The 20,160-nt window shown below is 27.4% G+C and carries 13 protein-coding genes and 4 tRNA genes; 2 read left to right on the forward strand and 15 right to left on the reverse strand.

Translation table 11 applies throughout. The features are described from left to right. Window positions 1–262: 262 nt before the first annotated feature. On the forward strand, window positions 263–2,533 hold the full coding sequence (metE, locus tag XW81_RS00145) for a 5-methyltetrahydropteroyltriglutamate--homocysteine S-methyltransferase (RefSeq protein ID WP_075473763.1): 2,271 nt from the start codon (window positions 263–265) through the stop codon (window positions 2,531–2,533). A 427-nt stretch (window positions 2,534–2,960) separates the two neighbouring features. On the opposite strand, the gene XW81_RS00150 is transcribed toward metE, so the two are convergent. The 15 genes from XW81_RS00150 to XW81_RS00220 all read right to left on the reverse strand — a co-directional run bounded on the left by XW81_RS00150 (window position 2,961) and on the right by XW81_RS00220 (window position 19,058). Next, window positions 2,961–3,824 (reverse strand): YicC/YloC family endoribonuclease, encoded by an 864-nt coding sequence (locus XW81_RS00150; protein ID WP_075473766.1) that lies wholly within the window; start codon window positions 3,822–3,824, stop codon window positions 2,961–2,963. A 69-nt stretch (window positions 3,825–3,893) separates the two neighbouring features. Next, entirely contained in the window at window positions 3,894–5,465 is a 1,572-nt protein-coding gene (gene purH / locus XW81_RS00155) for a bifunctional phosphoribosylaminoimidazolecarboxamide formyltransferase/IMP cyclohydrolase (RefSeq protein WP_075473768.1), read from the reverse strand. A gap of 155 nt (window positions 5,466–5,620) precedes the next feature. Continuing rightward, window positions 5,621–5,920 carry an HU family DNA-binding protein gene (locus tag XW81_RS00160; RefSeq protein ID WP_267471152.1) on the reverse strand — a complete coding sequence of 100 codons (300 nt, stop codon included), beginning with the start codon at window positions 5,918–5,920 and terminating at the stop codon, window positions 5,621–5,623. Window positions 5,921–6,256: 336 nt separating this feature from the next. Continuing rightward, window positions 6,257–10,468 (reverse strand): DNA-directed RNA polymerase subunit beta', encoded by a 4,212-nt coding sequence (gene rpoC / locus XW81_RS00165; RefSeq protein ID WP_075473772.1) that lies wholly within the window; start codon window positions 10,466–10,468, stop codon window positions 6,257–6,259. Window positions 10,469–10,554: 86 nt separating this feature from the next. Continuing rightward, entirely contained in the window at window positions 10,555–14,583 is a 4,029-nt protein-coding gene (gene rpoB, locus XW81_RS00170) for a DNA-directed RNA polymerase subunit beta (RefSeq protein WP_075473774.1), read from the reverse strand. Window positions 14,584–14,833: 250 nt separating this feature from the next. Then, window positions 14,834–15,202, reverse strand: a complete 369-nt coding sequence (gene rplL / locus XW81_RS00175; protein ID WP_075473776.1) for a 50S ribosomal protein L7/L12 — start codon at window positions 15,200–15,202, stop codon at window positions 14,834–14,836. A gap of 73 nt (window positions 15,203–15,275) precedes the next feature. Beyond that, a complete protein-coding gene (gene rplJ, locus XW81_RS00180; RefSeq protein WP_228860884.1) occupies window positions 15,276–15,764 on the reverse strand; it encodes a 50S ribosomal protein L10 in 489 nt (162 codons plus the stop codon). A 280-nt stretch (window positions 15,765–16,044) separates the two neighbouring features. After that, a complete protein-coding gene (gene rplA / locus XW81_RS00185; RefSeq protein WP_075473781.1) occupies window positions 16,045–16,737 on the reverse strand; it encodes a 50S ribosomal protein L1 in 693 nt (230 codons plus the stop codon). Further along, complete coding sequence (gene rplK / locus XW81_RS00190; protein WP_075473783.1) at window positions 16,738–17,169, reverse strand: 50S ribosomal protein L11; 432 nt, start codon at window positions 17,167–17,169, stop codon at window positions 16,738–16,740. It lies immediately after the preceding gene. Window positions 17,170–17,365: 196 nt separating this feature from the next. After that, entirely contained in the window at window positions 17,366–17,911 is a 546-nt protein-coding gene (gene nusG, locus XW81_RS00195) for a transcription termination/antitermination protein NusG (protein ID WP_075473786.1), read from the reverse strand. Between the two features lies 1 nt (window position 17,912). Then, window positions 17,913–18,287, reverse strand: a complete 375-nt coding sequence (secE, locus tag XW81_RS00200) for a preprotein translocase subunit SecE (protein WP_075473788.1) — start codon at window positions 18,285–18,287, stop codon at window positions 17,913–17,915. Between the two features lie 406 nt (window positions 18,288–18,693). After that, window positions 18,694–18,767, reverse strand: a tRNA-Thr gene (locus tag XW81_RS00205). A 12-nt stretch (window positions 18,768–18,779) separates the two neighbouring features. Further along, window positions 18,780–18,851, reverse strand: a tRNA-Gly gene (locus XW81_RS00210). Window positions 18,852–18,885: 34 nt separating this feature from the next. Continuing rightward, window positions 18,886–18,967, reverse strand: a tRNA-Tyr gene (locus XW81_RS00215). 18 nt (window positions 18,968–18,985) lie between these two features. Then, a tRNA-Thr gene (locus tag XW81_RS00220) sits at window positions 18,986–19,058 on the reverse strand. A 234-nt stretch (window positions 19,059–19,292) separates the two neighbouring features. Between XW81_RS00220 and coaA the strand changes: the two genes are divergently transcribed. Next, window positions 19,293–20,117: a type I pantothenate kinase gene (gene coaA, locus XW81_RS00225; RefSeq protein ID WP_154017305.1), complete on the forward strand. Its 825-nt coding sequence runs from the start codon at window positions 19,293–19,295 to the stop codon at window positions 20,115–20,117. The last annotated feature ends 43 nt before the right edge of the window (window positions 20,118–20,160 follow it).

Raw genomic sequence — 20,160 nt, forward strand, 5'->3', positions numbered from 1 at the left:
TGTATGTTTTTTAGAATATTATATGTTAATAAAAAATATTATATGTTTTAAGTATGTTTTTTATTTTTGTGTTGTATATTAAGAATCATATGAATTCTAAAATAACATTTTTAGATTTATATGATTTTGAAATATTTAAATTAATTTAATAGATTTTTATATATAAAATAAGTTATTTTTCAGAATTTTTCAATTTTAGTAAATAATTATTTAAATAATTATTTGGTGTTTTTAGCATTTACATACATACGGGAACTGTTATATGAAAGTAATGAGTCATACGTTAGGATTTCCTAGAATTGGTGTAAAAAGAGAATTAAAGGTAGCTTTGGAAAATTATTGGTCTGGTAAAATTTCTAAAAATGAATTGCTATCTGTTGGAAAAATGTTAAGACATCGTCATTGGAAACAACAAAAAGATAGAGGTATTGATTTTATTCCTGTTGGTGATTTTTCTTGGTACGATCATGTTTTAGGAATGTCTATGCTATTAGGAAATATACCTGAGAGACATAAAAACAAAGATGAGACTATTACTTTAGATACTATGTTTCGAATTTCTCGTGGTGATTGCTCTGATGAAAAGTCAGGTTTGGCATCAGATATGACGAAATGGTTTAATACTAATTATCATTATATTGTTCCTGAATTTACAAATTCTTCAAGTTTCAAGTTGTCTTGGTTACAGTTATTTGAAGAAATAGATGAAGCATTATTATTATATGATAATGTTAAACCTATAATTTTAGGTCCGTTAACTTATTTATGGTTAGGGAAAGTTAAGGGTTCTAATTTTGATAAGTTAACTTTGCTGAACAAGATTATTCCTATTTATGTTAAGATTTTGTTGAAATTGAAGGAAAGAGGTGTAACATGGGTTCAAATTGATGAACCTATTTTAGTGCTAGAGTTGCCTGAAAATTGGAAGAAATTTTTTTATTCAACTTACTATAAGTTGTTTGGTTATACTAAATTGTTATTAACTACTTATTTTGGAGGTATTAGTCATAATCTTGATTTAATTACCAAATTGCCTGTTCAAGGTTTACATTTAGATTTAGTTTCTGAAAAGTGTGATTTATCTTTGTTGAATAGTTTTATTCCTAAAAAATGGTTAGTATCATTGGGTATAATAAATGGAAGAAATGTTTGGCGTTCGAATTTAAAAAAATGGTTTGTGAAGTTAAAACCTTTTATAGAATTTAGAGATCAGATATGGATAGCTCCTTCTTGTTCTTTGTTACATTCTCCTATAGATTTAAATTTTGAAGCGCGAATGAGTAAAGAAGTAAAAAGTTGGTTATCATTTTCGTTACAAAAATGTGAAGAATTGTCATTATTAAAAAATGCATTAAATAATAATGTTAAAAATGAAATAGAATTGTGGAGTCAACCAATTTATGATCGTTCTAATTCAAATTTAGTAAATGATATCTTAGTTCAAAATAAAGTAAAAAAAATTTTATTAAGTGATGTCAAAAGAGATAACGTATATTCTGTTAGGTCAAAAAAACAAAAGAAAAGATTGAATTTACCTTTGTTTCCAACTACTACAATAGGTTCTTTTCCACAAACACAAATAATACGAAATTTACGTTTAGATTATAAATTGGGCAATATAAGTTTTAAAAATTATCAAATTGAGTTGTATAAGCACATTAAATCTGCTATTTCTTTTCAAGAAAATTTAGACATTGATGTTTTAGTTCATGGAGAGTTTGAACGAAATGATATGGTAGAATATTTTGGAGAAAATTTGAATGGTTTCGTATTTACTGATAATGGATGGGTGCAAAGTTATGGTTCACGATGTGTAAAACCTCCTATTATTGTAGGTGATGTTAGTCGTTCTAAATCAATTACTATTGATTGGATTACATATGCGCAATCTCTAACCAATAAACCAGTTAAAGGTATGTTAACTGGTCCTATGACAATTTTATGTTGGTCTTTTTTACGTGAAGATTTGTCTGAAAAAGATATAGCTAATCAAATAGCATTATCTCTTCGTGATGAAGTGTTAGAATTAGAAAAGGAAGGAATTTCTATTATTCAAATTGATGAACCAGCATTGAGAGAAGGTTTACCATTACGTTGTAGTCTTTGGAATTCATATTTTTCTTGGGCTATCAAAACTTTTCAGTTATCTTGTTTTGGTGTTCGGGATGATACTCAAATTCATACGCATATGTGTTATTGTGAATTTAATGAAATTATGGATGCCATTGTTTTATTAGATGTAGATGTAATTACTATTGAAACTTCAAGATCTGATATGGAATTATTAGAATTTTTTAAAAATTTTGAATATCCAAATGGTATTGGTCCAGGTGTATATGATGTTCATTCTCCAAGTGTTCCTAGTGTAAAATGGATAACTTCTTTACTTGAAAAAGCTATCAATTATATTCCGATAGATAGATTGTGGGTAAATCCAGATTGTGGTTTGAAGACAAGAAATTGGGATGATACAAAATGTTCATTAGAAAATATGGTCCAAGCAGCGAAAATTATTAGGGAAAATTATAATTAATGACGAGATGTAAAAAAACGATGTTGTTATTAACTAATAACAACATCGTTTTTTTACATCTCGTCATTAATTATAATTTTCCCTAATAATTTTCGCTGCTTGGACCATATTTTCTAATGAACATTTTGTATCATCCCAATTTCTATATATTTAATTATAGAAAGTGTATCTTATATTATTGATAATAATTTTTTAACATTGCATTTATAATTATATTAACTATTAGTATGAATAATTATATATTTTTTATTCTTTTTATTACAAATTTACAATTTAACCTATATCATAGTTACTTTTAAACACAGATAATTTTAAAAAATTAAATAATTATTATGTAAAAATATTAATTTAATAAGTTATAGTATCGAATCTTAAAATTATTGATTAGAAATACGGTTTAATTGTTTATAGTAATAAATGTTAATTATCATTCTATATTTTGGCTTTGTTCTCTAATTTGTTCAATTAACACTTTTATCTCTATGACAGATGAATGAATTTCAAAATTTGAGGATTTTGAGGATAATGTATTAATTTCTCTATTTAGTTCTTGCATGATAAAGTCTAATTTTCTTCCAATTGGTTCTTTATTTTCTAATATTGAAAAAGTTTTTAAAATATGTATTTCAATTCTGTCTAATTCTTCTGCAATATCGGTTTTCTGTATTATAAAAAATAATTCTTGATTTAATCTATTCTGATCGATTTCTATTTTAAATTCTTCTATTTTTTCCAAAATTCTTTTTTTTTGCCATTTTGTAATTTGTTTTATGTTATCTCTTATAATTTTTATATTATGTTGTATAAAAAACAATTTTGTTTCTATTAGTTTTTTAAGATGTATACCTTCACTTTCTCTAAATTTCAACAACTTTTTTATAGTTCTTTTAAATAATTCTGATATTTCAGAAGAAATTTTTTCTTTGTTATTATTTTTTAAGTTTATTACTCCAGGCCAATTTAATAAATCGATTATATTAATAATTCCATCTGGAACGTTTAATTTTATATATTTTATATGTTTAATTAACTGTTTAATGAGAGGAGTGTTAATTGATTTAGTTAACATTTCATATTTATTAGATTCAAATTGTAAATTACATTCTATTTTTCCTCTACTCATGTTTAATTTGATGTATTGACGAATTATAGGTTCTAACTCTCTTAATTCTTCTGATGATCTCAGATTAATTTCTAAATAACGATGATTGAATGAACGAATTTCAAATATAGCACTTCCCCATTTTTTATTTATTTTTTCTTTCGCATATCCAGTCATACTATATATCATCGTATTACCTCCTTTATTTGAATTAGTATTAATATATTAATATGATCCAAAAAAATTTAAATGAGGATTTTAATGTTTAAAATATCTTAATTTTGTAAAAATCATAGAGATTTTGTATTTATTGACAGCAGAAATGATATCTTTATCTTTAATGGATCCTCCTGGCTGAATAATGCATGAAACTCCTTGTTTTGCAACAATATCTATGCTATCTACAAATGGAAAAAATGCGTCGGATGCTATTATAGATTGTTCTAGTTCTTTCTTGTTTTCTTTAGCTTTCATTGTTGCTATTTTAATAGCATCGATTCGACTGGTTTGTCCTGCACCAATACTAATTGTTTTTAAATTTTTAACATAAACGATAGCATTTGATTTAAGGTGCTTAACAACTTTTAAAGCGAATAGGGCATCATTTGTTTCTTTAAAAGTAGGTAACCTTTCACTAACCGTTTTCCATGTATTTTTATTAATACAATCATGGTAATCTGTTTGAATTAAAAAAGCTCCACAAATTGATTTTATATTTAATTTGTTTTTATTATTATGAATATTACAATATTTAAGTATTCTTATATTTGGCTTCTTAGAGAGAATGATTAATGCTTCATTAGTAATATTTGGAGCTACGATTAATTCTATAAATTGTGTGTTTATTATGGTTTGTACTGTTTTTTCATTTAATGTATTATTAAATGCAATTGTTCCACCAAATGCTGAAACAGGATCTGAATTATAAGCAGAAATATAAGCAGAAAAATGATTTTTTGAAATTGCTACACCACAAGGATTACCATGTTTTACTATGACACATGCTGGTTCGTTAAATTCTTGAATACATGATATAGCTGCGTCAGCATCTGATACATTGTTATAAGATAAAGTTTTTCCTTGAATATGAGTTATATTATAATTTTGGCACGAATTGACATATAATCCTGCTTTTTGATATTGATTTTCTCCATATGCTAAATTTTGTTTTTTTTTAAATATAAAATTTAAGTATTTTGGCAGAGATCTTTCGACATTATAATGTTGAGTATTATTGTTTAATTTTGAAAAATATTTCATAATATCATAGTCATAGTTTAAAACGTATTGAAATGCGGAACAAGCTAATTTTAAACGAGTTTTTTCAGTAACAGTATTATCATTAATATTCATTTCTTCTATTATATGATTATAATCTTCTAATTTAGTTATAATAGTAACATTTTTGTAATTTTTTGCAGCAGCTCGAACTATAGTTGGACCTCCAATATCAATAGATTCAATTATATACTGATGATCATTGTTTTCTATATTTGCTATTTTAAAAAATGGATAAAAATTTATTACAATTAAGTCCATTTTAATAATACCAAAACGATTCATAATGTTTAGATCTTTATCTGGACGTGCTAATATACTAGAATATATTTTATGATGCAAAGTTTTAATTCTTCCTGACATTATTTCAGGGAAATTAGTATATTTTGAAATATTTGTAGATGAAATACCTGCATTTTTTAATACTTTTTCTGTTCCAGAAGTAGAAAATAAATTGATTTTTTTTTCTGTTAGTGTTTTAGCAAAATTTACAATTCCAGTTTTGTCAAAAACACTAATTAGTGCATTTTTTATTGTTTTTTCTTTTTTCATAGTTTTAATTTCAAATATATATTTGTACAATTAGTTTTTATAAAATATATCAAAATAAATTTTAGTTAAATATTAATGTAACAATTTTAAATATAAAAACAAAATGTTATTTTGTATGTATATTTTAAAAAAATTGATTTCTGTTTTTAACAATTTTAAAGTGTTTTTTCTATTTCTGTTTTAAAACTTTTTCCAGATGTAAATGTTGGGATTTTTTTTTCTGAAATTTGTATTGTTTCCCCAGTTTGTGGATTTCTTCCAATTCTTGCTGCTCTACTATTAACTTTAAATGTTCCAAATCCTGCTAATTGAACAGATTTTCCATCTTTTAGTGTATCAACAATAATTGTTAATATTGTTTTTACAATGCATTTAATGTGTGTTCTTGACAAATTAGTTTTTTTAGAAACTGCGTCAATTAATTGCGATTTATTCATTTTAGTCTCTTTAACAATTGTAAATTTATAAGAATTTCTGAAACATTTTTTTTAATAATTAATATTTTTAATTAAATATATTTGAAAATTTTGAATATTTTTGTAAAAATAATTTTAAAAGTAATGTAAAACGTTGATATGAAATAATGTTTATGAAAAATTTTAATATTTATTTTAAATTTTTGCATTTTAAAAAAACAAGTTTATTTAAATTAAACAATTAGATTTGATGCAAAGTAATTTTAAAATTATATTTTTCTACATTATTTAAAATAATGTTTTTACATAAAGTATAAATAAATATAAAAAACAAACATTCACAGAAATAGTAAATGTTCATTTTTGTATTCTAACTTAAACTGTAGAATTTAATAGTTCTGATAAATTTGCAGATGCTTCTTCTACACTAACAGAAGGAGGCAAATCAGATTTTACATTTTCTTTCTTACGGTGATTTAATCTTTTTTTATGATATGAATATCCTGTTCCTGCTGGAATTAATCGTCCTACAATAACATTTTCTTTTAGTCCACGTAGTTCATCTTTCTTTCCTGCTACTGCTGATTCAGTAAGTACTCGAGTGGTTTCTTGAAAAGAAGCTGCGGATATAAACGATTCTGTTGCAAGAGAAGCTTTAGTAATTCCTAATAAATCTCTAGAAAAAGTTGCTAATATTTTTCTTTTATTATTTAATATTTCATTAGACATTTTAACACGAGAATATTCTACTTGTTCTCCATTTAAAAATTCTGAATTTCCAGATTGAATAATTGTTGCTTTTCTAAGCATTTGTCGTACTATCACTTCAATATGTTTATCATTAATTTTTACTCCTTGAAGTCGATAGACTTCTTGTACTTCATTAACGATATATTTAGTTACAGCTTGAATACCTCTCAATCTTAAAATGTCATGAGGAGATTCTGGTCCATCTGATATAATATCACCTTTTTCAACTCTTTCTCCTTCAAAAACGTTTAATTGTCTCCATTTTGGAATCATTTCTTCATAAGGATTATTTCCATCATATGGAGTTATAATTAATCTCCGTTTTCCTTTAGTGTCTTTACCAAAAGAAATAAAACCACTAATTTCAGCTAAAATTGCTAATTCTTTTGGCCGACGTGCTTCAAAAAGGTCTGCAACTCTTGGTAAACCTCCGGTAATGTCTTTGGTACCACCGGATTCTTGAGGAATTCTAGCTAGAGTATCTCCTGATCTAATTTCAACGTTATTATCAACTTGTACTATTGATTTTCCTGGTAAAAAGTATTGTGCTGGCATGTCGGAACCAATAATTAGTACATCATTATCGTTAGAATCTACTATTTTTAATGATGGCCTTAGATCTTTTCCAATGATAGTACGTTCTGATGTATCTAATATAACTATAGATGTTAAACCTGTAAGTTCATCTGTTTGTCTAGTAATACTTTGCCCATCAATCATGTCTATAAATTTAATATATCCATTAACTTCGGAAATAACTGGAATAGTGTGAGGATCCCACTTGGCTACTATTTCTCCTGGTTTTACTGTTTCTTTATTTTTCTTAGCCATTATAGCTCCATATGGAACTTTATAACTTTCTTTTGTTCTTTTAAATTTGTCAATAATTTTTAATTCTACATTACGACCGGTAATTATTATTTTCCCTTCAGAGTTTATTACAGATTTAGAATTTTTTAATTTTATAGTTCCAAAATTTTTAACTTGTACATTAGATTCTAGTGCTGCTCTTGAAGCTGCTCCACCGATATGGAATGTTCTCATTGTAAGTTGTGTTCCTGGTTCTCCAATGGACTGTGCGGCGATAACTCCAATTGCTTCTCCTTTTTCGACTATTTTTCCTCTAGCAAGATCTCTTCCATAACAATGAGCACATACGCCAAAATTAGTTTCACAGTTTACTACTGATCTTACTTTTACACTATCGATAGAGTTTTTTTCTAAAATATTGCACCATTTTTCATTTAAAAATGTGTTTTTAGGTATTAATATTTCTGCAGAATAAGTGTCTAAAATGTTTTCTACTGTAACACGTCCCAAAACTTTTTCTCTTAATGGTTCTTTTATATCTCCTCCTTCTATAACTGCAGTCATTATAATTCCTTCATTTGTTTTACAGTCGTTTTCAGTGATTACTAAGTCTTGAGCAACGTCAACTAAACGACGAGTTAAGTAGCCTGAGTTCGCAGTTTTTAGTGCAGTATCAGCTAATCCTTTTCGAGCACCATGAGTTGAAATGAAATATTGTAATACGTTTAGTCCTTCTCTGAAATTTGCTGTAATAGGTGTTTCTATAATCGAACCGTCTGGTTTAGCCATTAATCCCCTCATTCCAGCTAATTGTCGGATTTGGGCAGCTGATCCTCTTGCACCTGAATCTGCCATCATGAAGATGCTATTAAATGAAGTTTGTTGAATTTTTTTACCATTTTTGTCAATTATGAATTCTGTAGATAAATTTTTCATCATAGCTTTTGAAACGCGTTCGTTAGCTGCTGCCCAAATATCAATGACTTTATTGTACCTTTCTCCAGATGTAACGAGTCCTGATTGAAATTGATCTTGTATCTCTGCTACTTCAATTTCTGCTTCCGTAATAATATTAGCTTTTTTTTCAGGAATGACCATATCATCAATTCCCACTGACGCTCCGGAGCGTGCAGCGTAAGCAAATCCTGTATACATAATTTGGTCAGCGAATTTTACAGTTTGTTTTAATCCAAGTATTCTATAGCAAACATTTAACATTGTAGAAATAGATTTTTTCCCTAATATTTGATTTACAATAGAGTAAGGTAAACCTTTTGGAACAATCATCCATAAAATTGCTCTTCCTATAGTAGTATTCGTAATTTTTTTTGTTCTCAAAAAGTTTTCATTTTCTGCAAGAGAATATTCTGAAATTCTCACCTTTACTTTAGCATGAAGATTAGCTATTCCCATACGATATACTCTTTCTGCTTCTTTCGGATTATTAAGTATCATTCCTTCTCCTTTGACATTTATCTTATCTCTAGTCATATAATAAAGTCCTAATACAACGTCTTGAGAAGGTACGATAATCGGTTCTCCATTAGCAGGTGAAAGGATATTATTAGTAGACATCATTAATGAACGTGCTTCCAATTGTGCTTCCAATGTTAACGGAACATGTACTGCCATTTGATCTCCGTCAAAGTCTGCATTGTATGCTGCACATACTAATGGATGTAACTGTATTGCTTTTCCTTCAATTAATATTGGTTCAAAAGCTTGAATTCCTAATCTATGTAACGTAGGTGCTCGATTTAATAGTACTGGATGTTCGCGAATTACTTCCTCTAAAATATCCCACACAATTGATTCTTCGCGTTCTACCATTCTTTTTGCAGCTTTGATTGTAGTAGCTAATCCTTTTATTTCTAATTTTCCATAAATAAATGGTTTGAACAATTCTAGAGCCATTTTTTTAGGTAGACCACATTGATGTAATCGTAAATAAGGTCCAACAGTAATAACTGATCTTCCAGAATAGTCTACTCTTTTCCCTAATAAATTTTGTCTAAATCTTCCTTGTTTTCCTTTTATCATGTCAGAAAGTGATTTTAATGGGCGTTTGTTTGATCCAGTTATAGCTCTACCTCTTCTTCCGTTGTCTAGTAAAGCATCTACTGCTTCTTGCAACATTCTTTTTTCATTTCTTACAATGATGTCAGGAGCTGACAATTCTAGTAAACGTTTTAATCGATTATTTCTGTTTATTACTCTACGGTACAAATCGTTCAAATCTGAAGTAGCAAATCGTCCGCCATCCAATGGTACTAATGGTCTAAGATCAGGAGGTAAAATTGGTAGTACAGTTAGAATCATCCATTCAGGTTTATTTTGAGATTGTATAAAGGATTCTAATAATTTAATACGTTTTGTTAATTTTTTTCGTTTAGTTTCAGAATTACTATTAAACAATTCTTTTCTTAAGATTTCACATTCTTTTGTTAAATTTATGTTGGACAACAACAACTGTATAGCTTCTGCACCCATTTTTACTACAAATTCATCGCCAAATTCTTCTAATGCGTTTAAATATTGCTCTTCAGTTAAAATTTGATGTTTTTCGAGGTTAGTAATTCCTTCTTCGATGACTACATAAGATTCAAAGTAGAGTACTCTTTCAATATCTCGTAATGGCATATCTAATAATAATCCGATTCTTGACGGTAATGATTTTAAAAACCAAATATGTGCAATAGGCGAAGCTAGTTCGATGTGTCCCATTCGTTCTCTTCTAACTTTACTTTGAGTAACTTCTACTCCGCATTTTTCACAGATAACTCCACGATGTTTTAATCTCTTGTATTTTCCGCATAAACATTCGTAATCTTTTACTGGACCGAATATACGTGCACAAAATAGTCCGTTTCTTTCTGGTTTAAACGTTCTATAATTAATTGTTTCTGGTTTTTTAACTTCTCCAAATGACCAAGATCGAATCATGTCAGGAGAAGCAAGAGAAATTTTTATTGCATCAAATTCATCAGTTTTAATTTGTGATTTCAAAAATTTTAATAAATCTTTCACGAATTAGTTCCCGTCGAAGTGAAATATTTAAAGATAGTTTAATTTTTTAACAATAGATTTAAAAAAATGAACATTAATATTGTTTTTTAATCGTTTTCTAATTCAATATTAATACCTAAAGATCTAATTTCTTTTAATAAAACGTTGAAGGACTCAGGCATTCCTGGTTCCATTTTATAATTTCCATCTACTATATTTTTATACATTTTCGTCCTTCCAGTAACATCATCAGATTTTACTGTTAACATTTCTTGCAAAGTATAAGCAGCTCCGTAAGCTTCTAATGCCCAAACTTCCATCTCACCAAATCTTTGTCCTCCAAATTGAGCTTTTCCACCTAATGGTTGTTGAGTGACTAAACTATATGATCCTGTAGATCTTGCATGCATTTTGTCATCAACAAGATGATTCAGTTTTAACATGTACATATATCCTACAGTAACCGGTCTTTCAAATTTTTCTCCAGTACGTCCATCGTAAAGAGTTATTTGTCCTGAAGATGGAAATCCTGCTAACTTTAGTAGATCTTTTATTTCATTTTCTCTTGCTCCGTCGAAAACAGGTGTTGCAATAGGTAACCCTTCACGAAAGTTTTTTGCTAAACACAATATTTCGCTATCGGAAAATTCATCAAAATTGATTTTTTGCTTAGTATGTTCACCTAGATTAAAAGTTTTCTGAATAAAGTTTCTAATATTTTCAATGGATTTTTGAGTTTTTAACATTTTATTAATTTTATTTCCTATTCCTTTAGATGCTAATCCTAAATGAGTTTCTAGAATTTGTCCGATATTCATTCTAGATGGAACTCCTAAAGGGTTTAAAACAATGTCTACAGGAATTCCATTTTCATCGTATGGCATATCTTCTACAGGATTAATTTTTGAAATTACTCCTTTATTTCCATGACGCCCAGCCATTTTATCTCCAGGTTGAATCTGTCTTTTTACTGCTAAATATACTTTAACTATTTTTAATACTCCTGGAGTTAAATCATCTCCTTGAGTGATTTTTTTACGTTTGATTTCTAGTTTTTTGTCGAATTTTTTTTGAAGAACACTATATTGAGAAGTTAATTGTGTTAGTTGTTTGCTATATTTTTTGTTGTTTATTGAAATTTTTAACCATTCTTTTTTAGATAATTCGTTCAATTTTTGTTCATTTATTCCTGATAATAACAAAATTGATTGAATTTGATTAAACAAGCTTAATTCAAATATTTTAAATTCTTCTTTTAAATCTTTTTTAACTTGTTCAAGTTGCATTTTTTCTATTTCTAGGGCTCTACTATCTTTTTTTACTCCATCTCTAGTAAATATTTGTACATCAATGACTGTTCCGGATACTCCGTTGGGTACTCTTAAAGATGAATCTTTAACGTCTGAAGCTTTTTCTCCAAAAATAGCTCTTAGTAATTTTTCTTCTGGTGTTAATTGCGTTTCTCCTTTTGGAGTTACTTTTCCAACTAGAATATCTCCTCCTTTTACTTCAGCTCCGATATATACAATTCCTGATTCATCTAATTTTGATAATGCAGATTCCCCTACGTTAGGTATATCTGATGTAATTTCTTCAGATCCTAATTTAGTATCTCGAGAAATGCATGCTAATTCTTGTATGTGAATTGTAGTAAATCTATCTTTTTGTACTACTTTTTCTGAAACTAAAATAGAATCTTCGAAGTTGTATCCATTCCATGGCATAAATGCTACACGCATATTTTGACCTAATGCTAATTCACCTAAATCAGTAGATGGTCCATCAGCTAGTACATCACCTTTTTTTACCGTTTCTCCTAAATATATACATGGTATTTGATTGATGCATGTATTTTGATTAGACCTAGTATATTTTGTAAGATTGTAGATATCGATTCCAGCTTCTCCAGGATGCATTTCTTCTTCATTAACTTTTATAATAATTCTTGATGCATCTATATATTGAATTTTTCCTCCTCGTTTAGCTATTTCTGTTACACCTGAATCTACAGCGACTGTTCGTTCCATTCCAGTTCCAACTAATGGTTTTTCCGAAATTAATGTAGGAACAGCTTGTCTTTGCATGTTGGCACCCATCAAAGCTCTATTAGCATCATCATGTTCTAAAAACGGAATTAAAGATGCTCCTACTGAAACTATTTGTTGAGTAGAAACGTCCATGTAATTTATTTGAGATGGGTTAAATAGACTGGATTCACCCTTGTTTCTACATGTTATTAAGTCTTCAGTAAAACGTCCATTTTTATCTAAGTTAGTATTAGCTTGTGCAATAATAAAATTTCCTTCTTCAATAGCAGAAAGATATTCTATTTCGTTGGTAATAGCACTATTTTTTACTTTTTGATAAGGTGTTTCTAAAAATCCGTACAGGTTCGTTCTTGCATATACAGAAAGAGAATTTATTAAACCAATGTTAGGTCCTTCTGGAGTTTCAATAGGACATACTCTTCCATAATGTGTAGGGTGTACATCTCTTACTTCAAAACCTGCTCGCTCTCTAGTTAATCCACCTACACCTAATGCAGAAATACGACGTTTATGTGTTATTTCTGATAATGGATTATTTTGATCCATAAATTGTGATAGTTGACTTGATCCAAAAAACTCTTTTATAGCTGCAGAAATTGGTTTAGCATTGATCATGTCTTGAGGCATTAATGTATCTAAATCGCCTAAAGAAAGTCTTTCTTTTACAGCTCTTTCAACTCTTATTAGTCCTATTCTAAATTGATTTTCTGCCATTTCACCTACTGATCTTATTCTTCTATTCCCTAGATGATCAATGTCATCAATGTCTCCTTTTCCATTTCTAATGTCAATTAACTTTTTTATTACGTCGATTATATCTAGTTTGTTTAAAGTTCCCGTTCCTTTTACATTGGTTCTTGATAATGAACGATTAAATTTCATTCTTCCGACTGGAGAAAGATCATATCTTTCTTCAGAAAAAAATAAATTTTCAAATAATGTTTCTGTCGCATCTCGTGTTGGAGGTTCTCCAGGACGCATCATTCGATAAATTTCAATTAATGCGCTGAATTTATCGTGGGTTGGATCTACTTTTAATGTTTCAGAAATGTATGGTCCGTGATCTAAATCATTTGTGAATATTGTTTCAATTTCTAAGAAATTATTCAATTTTAATTTCTTTATCAAATCAATGTTTAGTTCGGTATTAGCTGGTACGATTATTTCTTTTGTTTTATTATTACAATAATTTTTGGATAACACTTTTCCTACTAAATATTCCATTGGTACTTCTATAGATTTTACATTATTATCTTTTAATAGATTAATATGACGTGCGGTGATGCGTTGTCCTTTTTTTATATAAGTTACGTTATTATAATTAATATTAAAAGTTGCAGTTTCTCCACGCAATCTTTCAGGAATTAATTCCATTACGATTTTTTTTTCAGATATCTTAAATGTATTTGTTTGAAAAAATATGTTAAGAATTTCTTCTGTAGTAAAATTTAACGCTCTCAAAATAATACTGACAGGTAGTTTTCGTCTTCTATCAATACGAATAAATAGATTATCTTTTGGATCAAATTCAAAATCTAACCATGATCCTCGATATGGAATAATTCTAGCATTATATAATACTTTTCCTGATGAGTGAGTTTTCCCCTTATCACTATCAAAAAATACCCCTGGACTCCGATGTAATTGGGATACTACTACTCTTTCGGTACCATTTATTATAAATGTTCCATTTTTAGTCATTAATGGGATTTCTCCCATATATACTTCTTGTTCTTTTATATCTTTAATTATTTTTTCTGACACTTCACGTTCGTAAACAATAAGACGTAATTTAACTCGTAACGGTGCCGAATACGTTGTGCCTCGTGTATGGCATTCTTTGACATTAAAAGTAACGCTTCCTAAACGATATTCTATATATTGCAATTCAGCATTTCCGTTATAGCTAGAAATTGGAAATATTGAACGAAATGCTGATTCTAGACCACATAAACCATTAGAATCTCGCATTATAAATTTTTGAAACGAATCAATCTGAATAGAAAGAAGATATGGTATTTCGAGTACTTGTGGGCGTTTTCCAAAATTTTTGCGAATACGTTTTTTCTCAGTATAAGAGTAAACCATAGGGTTCCTCAATTAGCCAGTCAATTGAATTATTATTATTTTAAATATTTTTAGTAATTTTAATTTTTTAAAAATAATTGTTGTCTACATATTTTTTATAAAACAAATACTGATAAAGTAATTGTATGATTAAAGAATTTTGTAAACGTAAAGGTAATTTAAAATTTAAAATAATCGAACGGAAAGGGCTGGTGACTTAGGATCACCAGCGACTAATAAATAACATGAATCAGTAATTTTAAAAAAAAATTTATTGAATTTCTACTGTAGCACCAGTTTCGTCTAATATTTTTTTTAGAGATTCTGCTTCTGTTTTAGTAACATGTTCTTTTATTACAGTAGGAGCTGATTCCACTAGATCTTTTGCTTCTTTTAATCCTAAATTAGTAGCACTTCTTACAGCTTTTATTACTGATACCTTATTTCCACCAATAGACTTTAATATAACGTCAAATTCTGTTTTTTCTTCAATTTGTTCTGTTTTTAAAATAGGTTCATTGTTTGTAGATATTTTCGATGATATGCCAAATTTTTTTTCCATATCAGAAATTAGTTCAACAACATTCATAACTGACATTTCTGATATGGCTTCTAAAATTTGTTCTTTAGTTATAGACATAATGTTTTGTTCCTAATAATATTTAGATAATATTTCAAATATTATTTTTAAGAATGTAAAATCGTTTTTTTTACTACTTTTTATTTTGTGCTATGGACATAAGTATACGCATAAGTGGTCCTAAAGTTGCTTCTTTTATAGTTATTATTAGACGTTGTAGTACTTCATTATATGTAGGTATATCTGCTAGTGTATTAATATCATATGCAGCTAGTATTTTTTTTTCAAATACTGCTCCAACAATTTTAAAATTAACATTGTTTTCAGAAAATTCTCTAAATAATCTTGCAGCATTTCTCGGATGATCTATAGAATATCCGATTAACATTGGGCCAATTAGTATTTTTTTTAAACATTCAAATTGAGTATTTTTAATACCTAATTTTGTTAAAGTGTTTTTAAAAACGTGTATTTTTACACCTATTGTTCGTGATAAAGCACGTAGTTTAGTAATTTCATTAACTTTTATGTCTCTTAAATCAGCGAGAACTATTGATAATGCTTTTTTAGTTGTATTGTGAATCTCAGCAACAATTTCTTTTTTTTTCTGAAAATTTAACATTATTAATTTATGTGCTCCTAATTTAGTTAAAATTTTCGAAAGTTATGTTTTCGAATAATAAGTTTAAAATTAATAATTTTGTTGATGTAATTTATCAGCATTTGCACTATTTGAAATAGTGATAAGAAAACAAAAATTATACATCCTAAGATTTGTATAACTCATAAGAATTATTGAATTTTTTTAGACTGAAAGTGCTAATTTTAGATGTCAATTTAGGCATGAAGAATTATTATAAAGATTCTTCTCTTCAGCGTAAAGAAAAAAACAATTAATTATTTTAGGTTATATTATTAAAATCAATGTTTATACCTAAGCTCATTGTAGTAGAAATAGTTACTTTTTTTATGTATTCTCCTTTTAAGTTTAAAGGCCTTAATTTTTTTAAAGATGTTAATAAGGCATTTAGGTTTTCTTGTATATCTTTATTTGGAAAGTTTATTTTTCCTATTGTGGTGTGTACTATTCCGTTTTTATCGTTTTTATAATTTATTTGTCCGTATTTTGCATTTTTAATAGCATTTTCAATGTTGTCAGTAACAGTTCCTAATTTTGGATTAGGCATGAGTCCTCGAGGTCCTAATATTGGTCCTAATTCGTTGACGATTTTCATCGTATCAGTAGATGCAATTGCGATGTCAAATTTTATTTTTTTTTCTTTAATTTGTTCTACTAAATCGTGCAAGCCTACGTATTCCGCTCCTAATTTTTTAGCAATATTAATGTTTTCTCCTGTTGTAAAAACTGCTAATTTTATAGTTTTTCCAGTACCAAATGGTAATACAATACTATTTTTAATGTTTTGATCGGGTTTTTTAGGATTAATACCTAGGTTAATAGATGCATCTATACTTTCATTAAATTTAGAAATAGCCATTTTTTTAAGTAATTCTATTCCTTCTTCAATTTCAAATATTTTTTTGTTAGGCATCAAATTATTTAGAAATTTTGCTTTTTTAGTATTTTTTTTCATTTATTTATCTTTTATAGTTAAACCTATAGAATAAGCGGTTCCTAAAATGGATTTAGTTATATTTTGAATACTAGAACCTGTCATATCTACTTTTTTTATTTGAGCGATTTCTACTATTTTTTGATAACTGATTTCACCTATTTTATCTATTTTTGGTTTTGAGGATCCTGATTTAAGTCCCATAGCTTTTTTTAGTAGAACAGAAGCAGGAGGTGTTTTTGTAATGAAAGAGAATGATTTATCTGAATATACTGTTATTATAGTTGGAATTGGTAGTCCTTTTTCTAAATGATTCGTTCTTGCATTGAATGATTTACAAAACTCCATAATATTTAAACCTTTTTGTCCTAATGCAGGTCCTACTGGAGGACTTGGGTTAGCCATTCCTGCTGAGACTTGTAGTTTAATATAACATTGTATTTTTTTTGCCATAGTTATTTTCTCCTTTTGTTTAAATGAAATTTTAAAGTTTTGTATTCTTTTATTAAAAATAGTTTAAGATTTCAATCTTAATTAAGAATATATTATAAAATAATAAAATAATTTTGTATGGAATAAAATACAAATATGTTTTTGAAATTCATAAAATTTCTAGTTATCTTTAATTAGAGATTTTTATTAAGAATATTTAATTTTTCTTTACTTGTTCGAAATCGAGTTCTACCGGAGTAGATCTTCCAAATATTGAAACTGAAACGGTCAATCTGTTTTTTTCATAATCGACTTGTTCTACTATTCCGTTAAAATCTGAAAATGGACCGTCGTTAACTCTAACCATTTCACCAGGTTCAAATAATGTTTTGGGTCTTGGTTTATCTCCGATTTGTTTTAGTCGGTTTAAAATAGTATTGACTTCTTGATCACTAATTGGAGATGGTTTGTCTGAAGTGCCTCCTATAAATCCTAGAACACGAGGTATACTTCGAATTAGATGCCAACTTGAATCATTCATAGTCATTTGAATTAGTACATATCCTGGAAAAAATTTGTATTCACTTTTTTTTTGTTGCCCTGCTTTAATTTCTACTACTTCTTCTGTAGGTACCATAACAGTTCCAAATAGATTTTCCATTTTTTTTAATTTAATATGTTCACGTATTGATTGTGCTACGCGTCCTTCAAAACCAGAAAATGCTTGTAACACATACCAACGTTTTTTTTGATTCTTATGCATATTATATCCTTAAAGTAGTTATGAATGATATAAATCGAATCAAAATGTTGTCTAATCCCCATAAAATTAAAGAAATGATAAAAGTTGCAATTATTACGATAATAGTAGTATAAAATGTTTCTTTTAATTTGGGAAAAATAATTTTTTTTGTTTCTTTTTTGGCTTCATATATTAACAAAAGTATTTTTTTTCCTTGTTTGGTCAAAAATGCAATGCTTATAGTTGAAATAAAAAGAAATATTGTAGTAATTATATGCCATGGAAAAGATAAATTTATGTAATAATAGTGATTAGATAATGTTAGTATTGTTAGTATTCCTACAACAAACCATTTAATTATATTTAGATGTTTACATTTTTTTTGAAAATTTATCATCTTAGCTATTTGTTATCCTAAAATGCTAATTATACGTCAATTGAATTATATTTTAATATAATAATGTTTGTTATGATATAAAGAAATAGTGAAAAGGTTGTGAGTTTTTGAAATTATTTTTATATATGTTTGTTATACTAACTTGTTTCATGTTTTTTATTGTTAACCTACATACGTTAAATAATAATTAATATTACAGAATTTTTATGTTAGTAAAATTTCAATTTTTACATAGTATTAATATATTTAAATAATATTATTATGTATTTGTATTTAAAACATCTTGAAAATAATATTTTATATGATAATTAATGTAACTATAATTGATTTATTATATAATATTGTTTAAAATTTATAAACTTAATATGATTTTTTATATTCAAAAGTACATCCTAAAATACGTTTGTGCTGATACCCAGATTTAAACTGGGGACCTCACCCTTACCAAGGGTGTGCTCTTATCAACTGAGCTATACCAGCAATATTTTTGAAAGCGAGCAGCGGGAATCGAACCCGCATCATCAGCTTGGAAGGCTGAGGTAATGTCCATTATACGATGTTCGCAAGTTATAAATAATACGAAATGTAAATCAACTTATGGTGGGAGAAGGATTCGAACCTTCGAAGTCTATGACGTCAGATTTACAGTCTGCCCCCTTTAACCGCTCGGGAATCCCACCTTACATAATTTTTATCATTGCCGGCTACCGGAATCGAACTGGTGACCTACTGATTACAAGTCAGTTGCTCTGCCTGTTGAGCTAAGCCGGCTTGTATAACTAATATATATTACGTATAGATTTAATTTTATGCAATAAAAATTTAAGAATAATTTGATATTATTTTAATATTTTTACAAATTTGTAATTGATAAATAGTAATCAATAAAATATTATGTATATGGAAATTATATAAATTTTAGTGTTTTTTTTAGTTATTTTATTTATATTGAATAATTGTCTTTTAAACTTTATTACAGATATTATTAAAAGTGTTGAATTTTTAATGAGAATTTTTAATTTAAACAAACATACTGAATACATTTTAAAATGTTTAATTCGGAATATTACGCATTATGATTCACAATGTGTTAATTTTTTTAGTTATAATAATAGAAAACCTTATATTATAGGAATTTCGGGAAGTGTGGCTTCTGGGAAAAGTACAATGTCTCATTGGCTTCAGATAGTTTTAAAAAATTATTTTGTTAAAAAAAGAGTTTCTGTAGTTACTACAGATAATTTTTTGTATCCAAATAAAATATTGCATTTTTTAGGATTAATGCAAAATAAAGGGTTTCCTAAGACGTATGATGTTAAAAGTTTGGTAAATTTTTTTTTAGATATTAAATTTGGGATTTCAAATAAAATAGTTATTCCTGTATATTCTCATTTACAAAATGATATAGTATTCAATCGTAGTGCTATTGTAAAAAATTCAGACATTTTCATTATAGAAGGTTTACACATTTTTAATCCTGATTTTTATAAACAAAAAAATGTTAATTTTTTTGTATCAAATTTTTTTAATTTTTCAATGTATATTGATGTTGATAACTTATTATTAGAAGATTGGTATCTTAATCGATTTTTAAAACTTAAATATATTTCAAAATTTTTTACTAATTCTTTTTTTAATATTTATTCCAAAATTTCTGATAAAACTGTAAAAAATATTGCTATTAAAATATGGTATGATGTTAATTTTAAAAATTTAGAAAAAAATATTATACTTTCTAAAAAATATACTAACTTTGTTATAAAAAAGAATTTTGATCATAGTATAAGTTCCGTGAGTTTGAGGAGACAAGATAATATAAAGCGTTATTAAAATATAACGTAATTTTATTATTTTATAGAGAATTACTTTTTTG

Origin of the sequence: Buchnera aphidicola (Schlechtendalia chinensis) (assembly GCF_001648115.1) — a bacterium.
In the GTDB taxonomy this organism is placed as follows: Bacteria; Pseudomonadota; Gammaproteobacteria; order Enterobacterales; family Enterobacteriaceae; genus Buchnera_B; species Buchnera_B aphidicola_N.

Coding starts and splice junctions, on each gene's coding strand:
- purH (WP_075473768.1), bottom strand. CDS start 5,465: ATGAAAAAAGAAAAAACAATAAAAAATGCACTAATTAGTGTTTTTGAC.
- secE (WP_075473788.1), bottom strand. CDS start 18,287: ATGATAAATTTTCAAAAAAAATGTAAACATCTAAATATAATTAAATGG.
- nusG (WP_075473786.1), bottom strand. CDS start 17,911: ATGCATAAGAATCAAAAAAAACGTTGGTATGTGTTACAAGCATTTTCT.
- coaA (WP_154017305.1), top strand. CDS start 19,293: ATGAGAATTTTTAATTTAAACAAACATACTGAATACATTTTAAAATGT.
- rpoB (WP_075473774.1), bottom strand. CDS start 14,583: ATGGTTTACTCTTATACTGAGAAAAAACGTATTCGCAAAAATTTTGGA.
- rplK (WP_075473783.1), bottom strand. CDS start 17,169: ATGGCAAAAAAAATACAATGTTATATTAAACTACAAGTCTCAGCAGGA.
- rplJ (WP_228860884.1), bottom strand. CDS start 15,764: ATGTTAAATTTTCAGAAAAAAAAAGAAATTGTTGCTGAGATTCACAAT.
- rplA (WP_075473781.1), bottom strand. CDS start 16,737: ATGAAAAAAAATACTAAAAAAGCAAAATTTCTAAATAATTTGATGCCT.
- XW81_RS00150 (WP_075473766.1), bottom strand. CDS start 3,824: ATGATATATAGTATGACTGGATATGCGAAAGAAAAAATAAATAAAAAA.
- rplL (WP_075473776.1), bottom strand. CDS start 15,202: ATGTCTATAACTAAAGAACAAATTTTAGAAGCCATATCAGAAATGTCA.
- metE (WP_075473763.1), top strand. CDS start 263: ATGAAAGTAATGAGTCATACGTTAGGATTTCCTAGAATTGGTGTAAAA.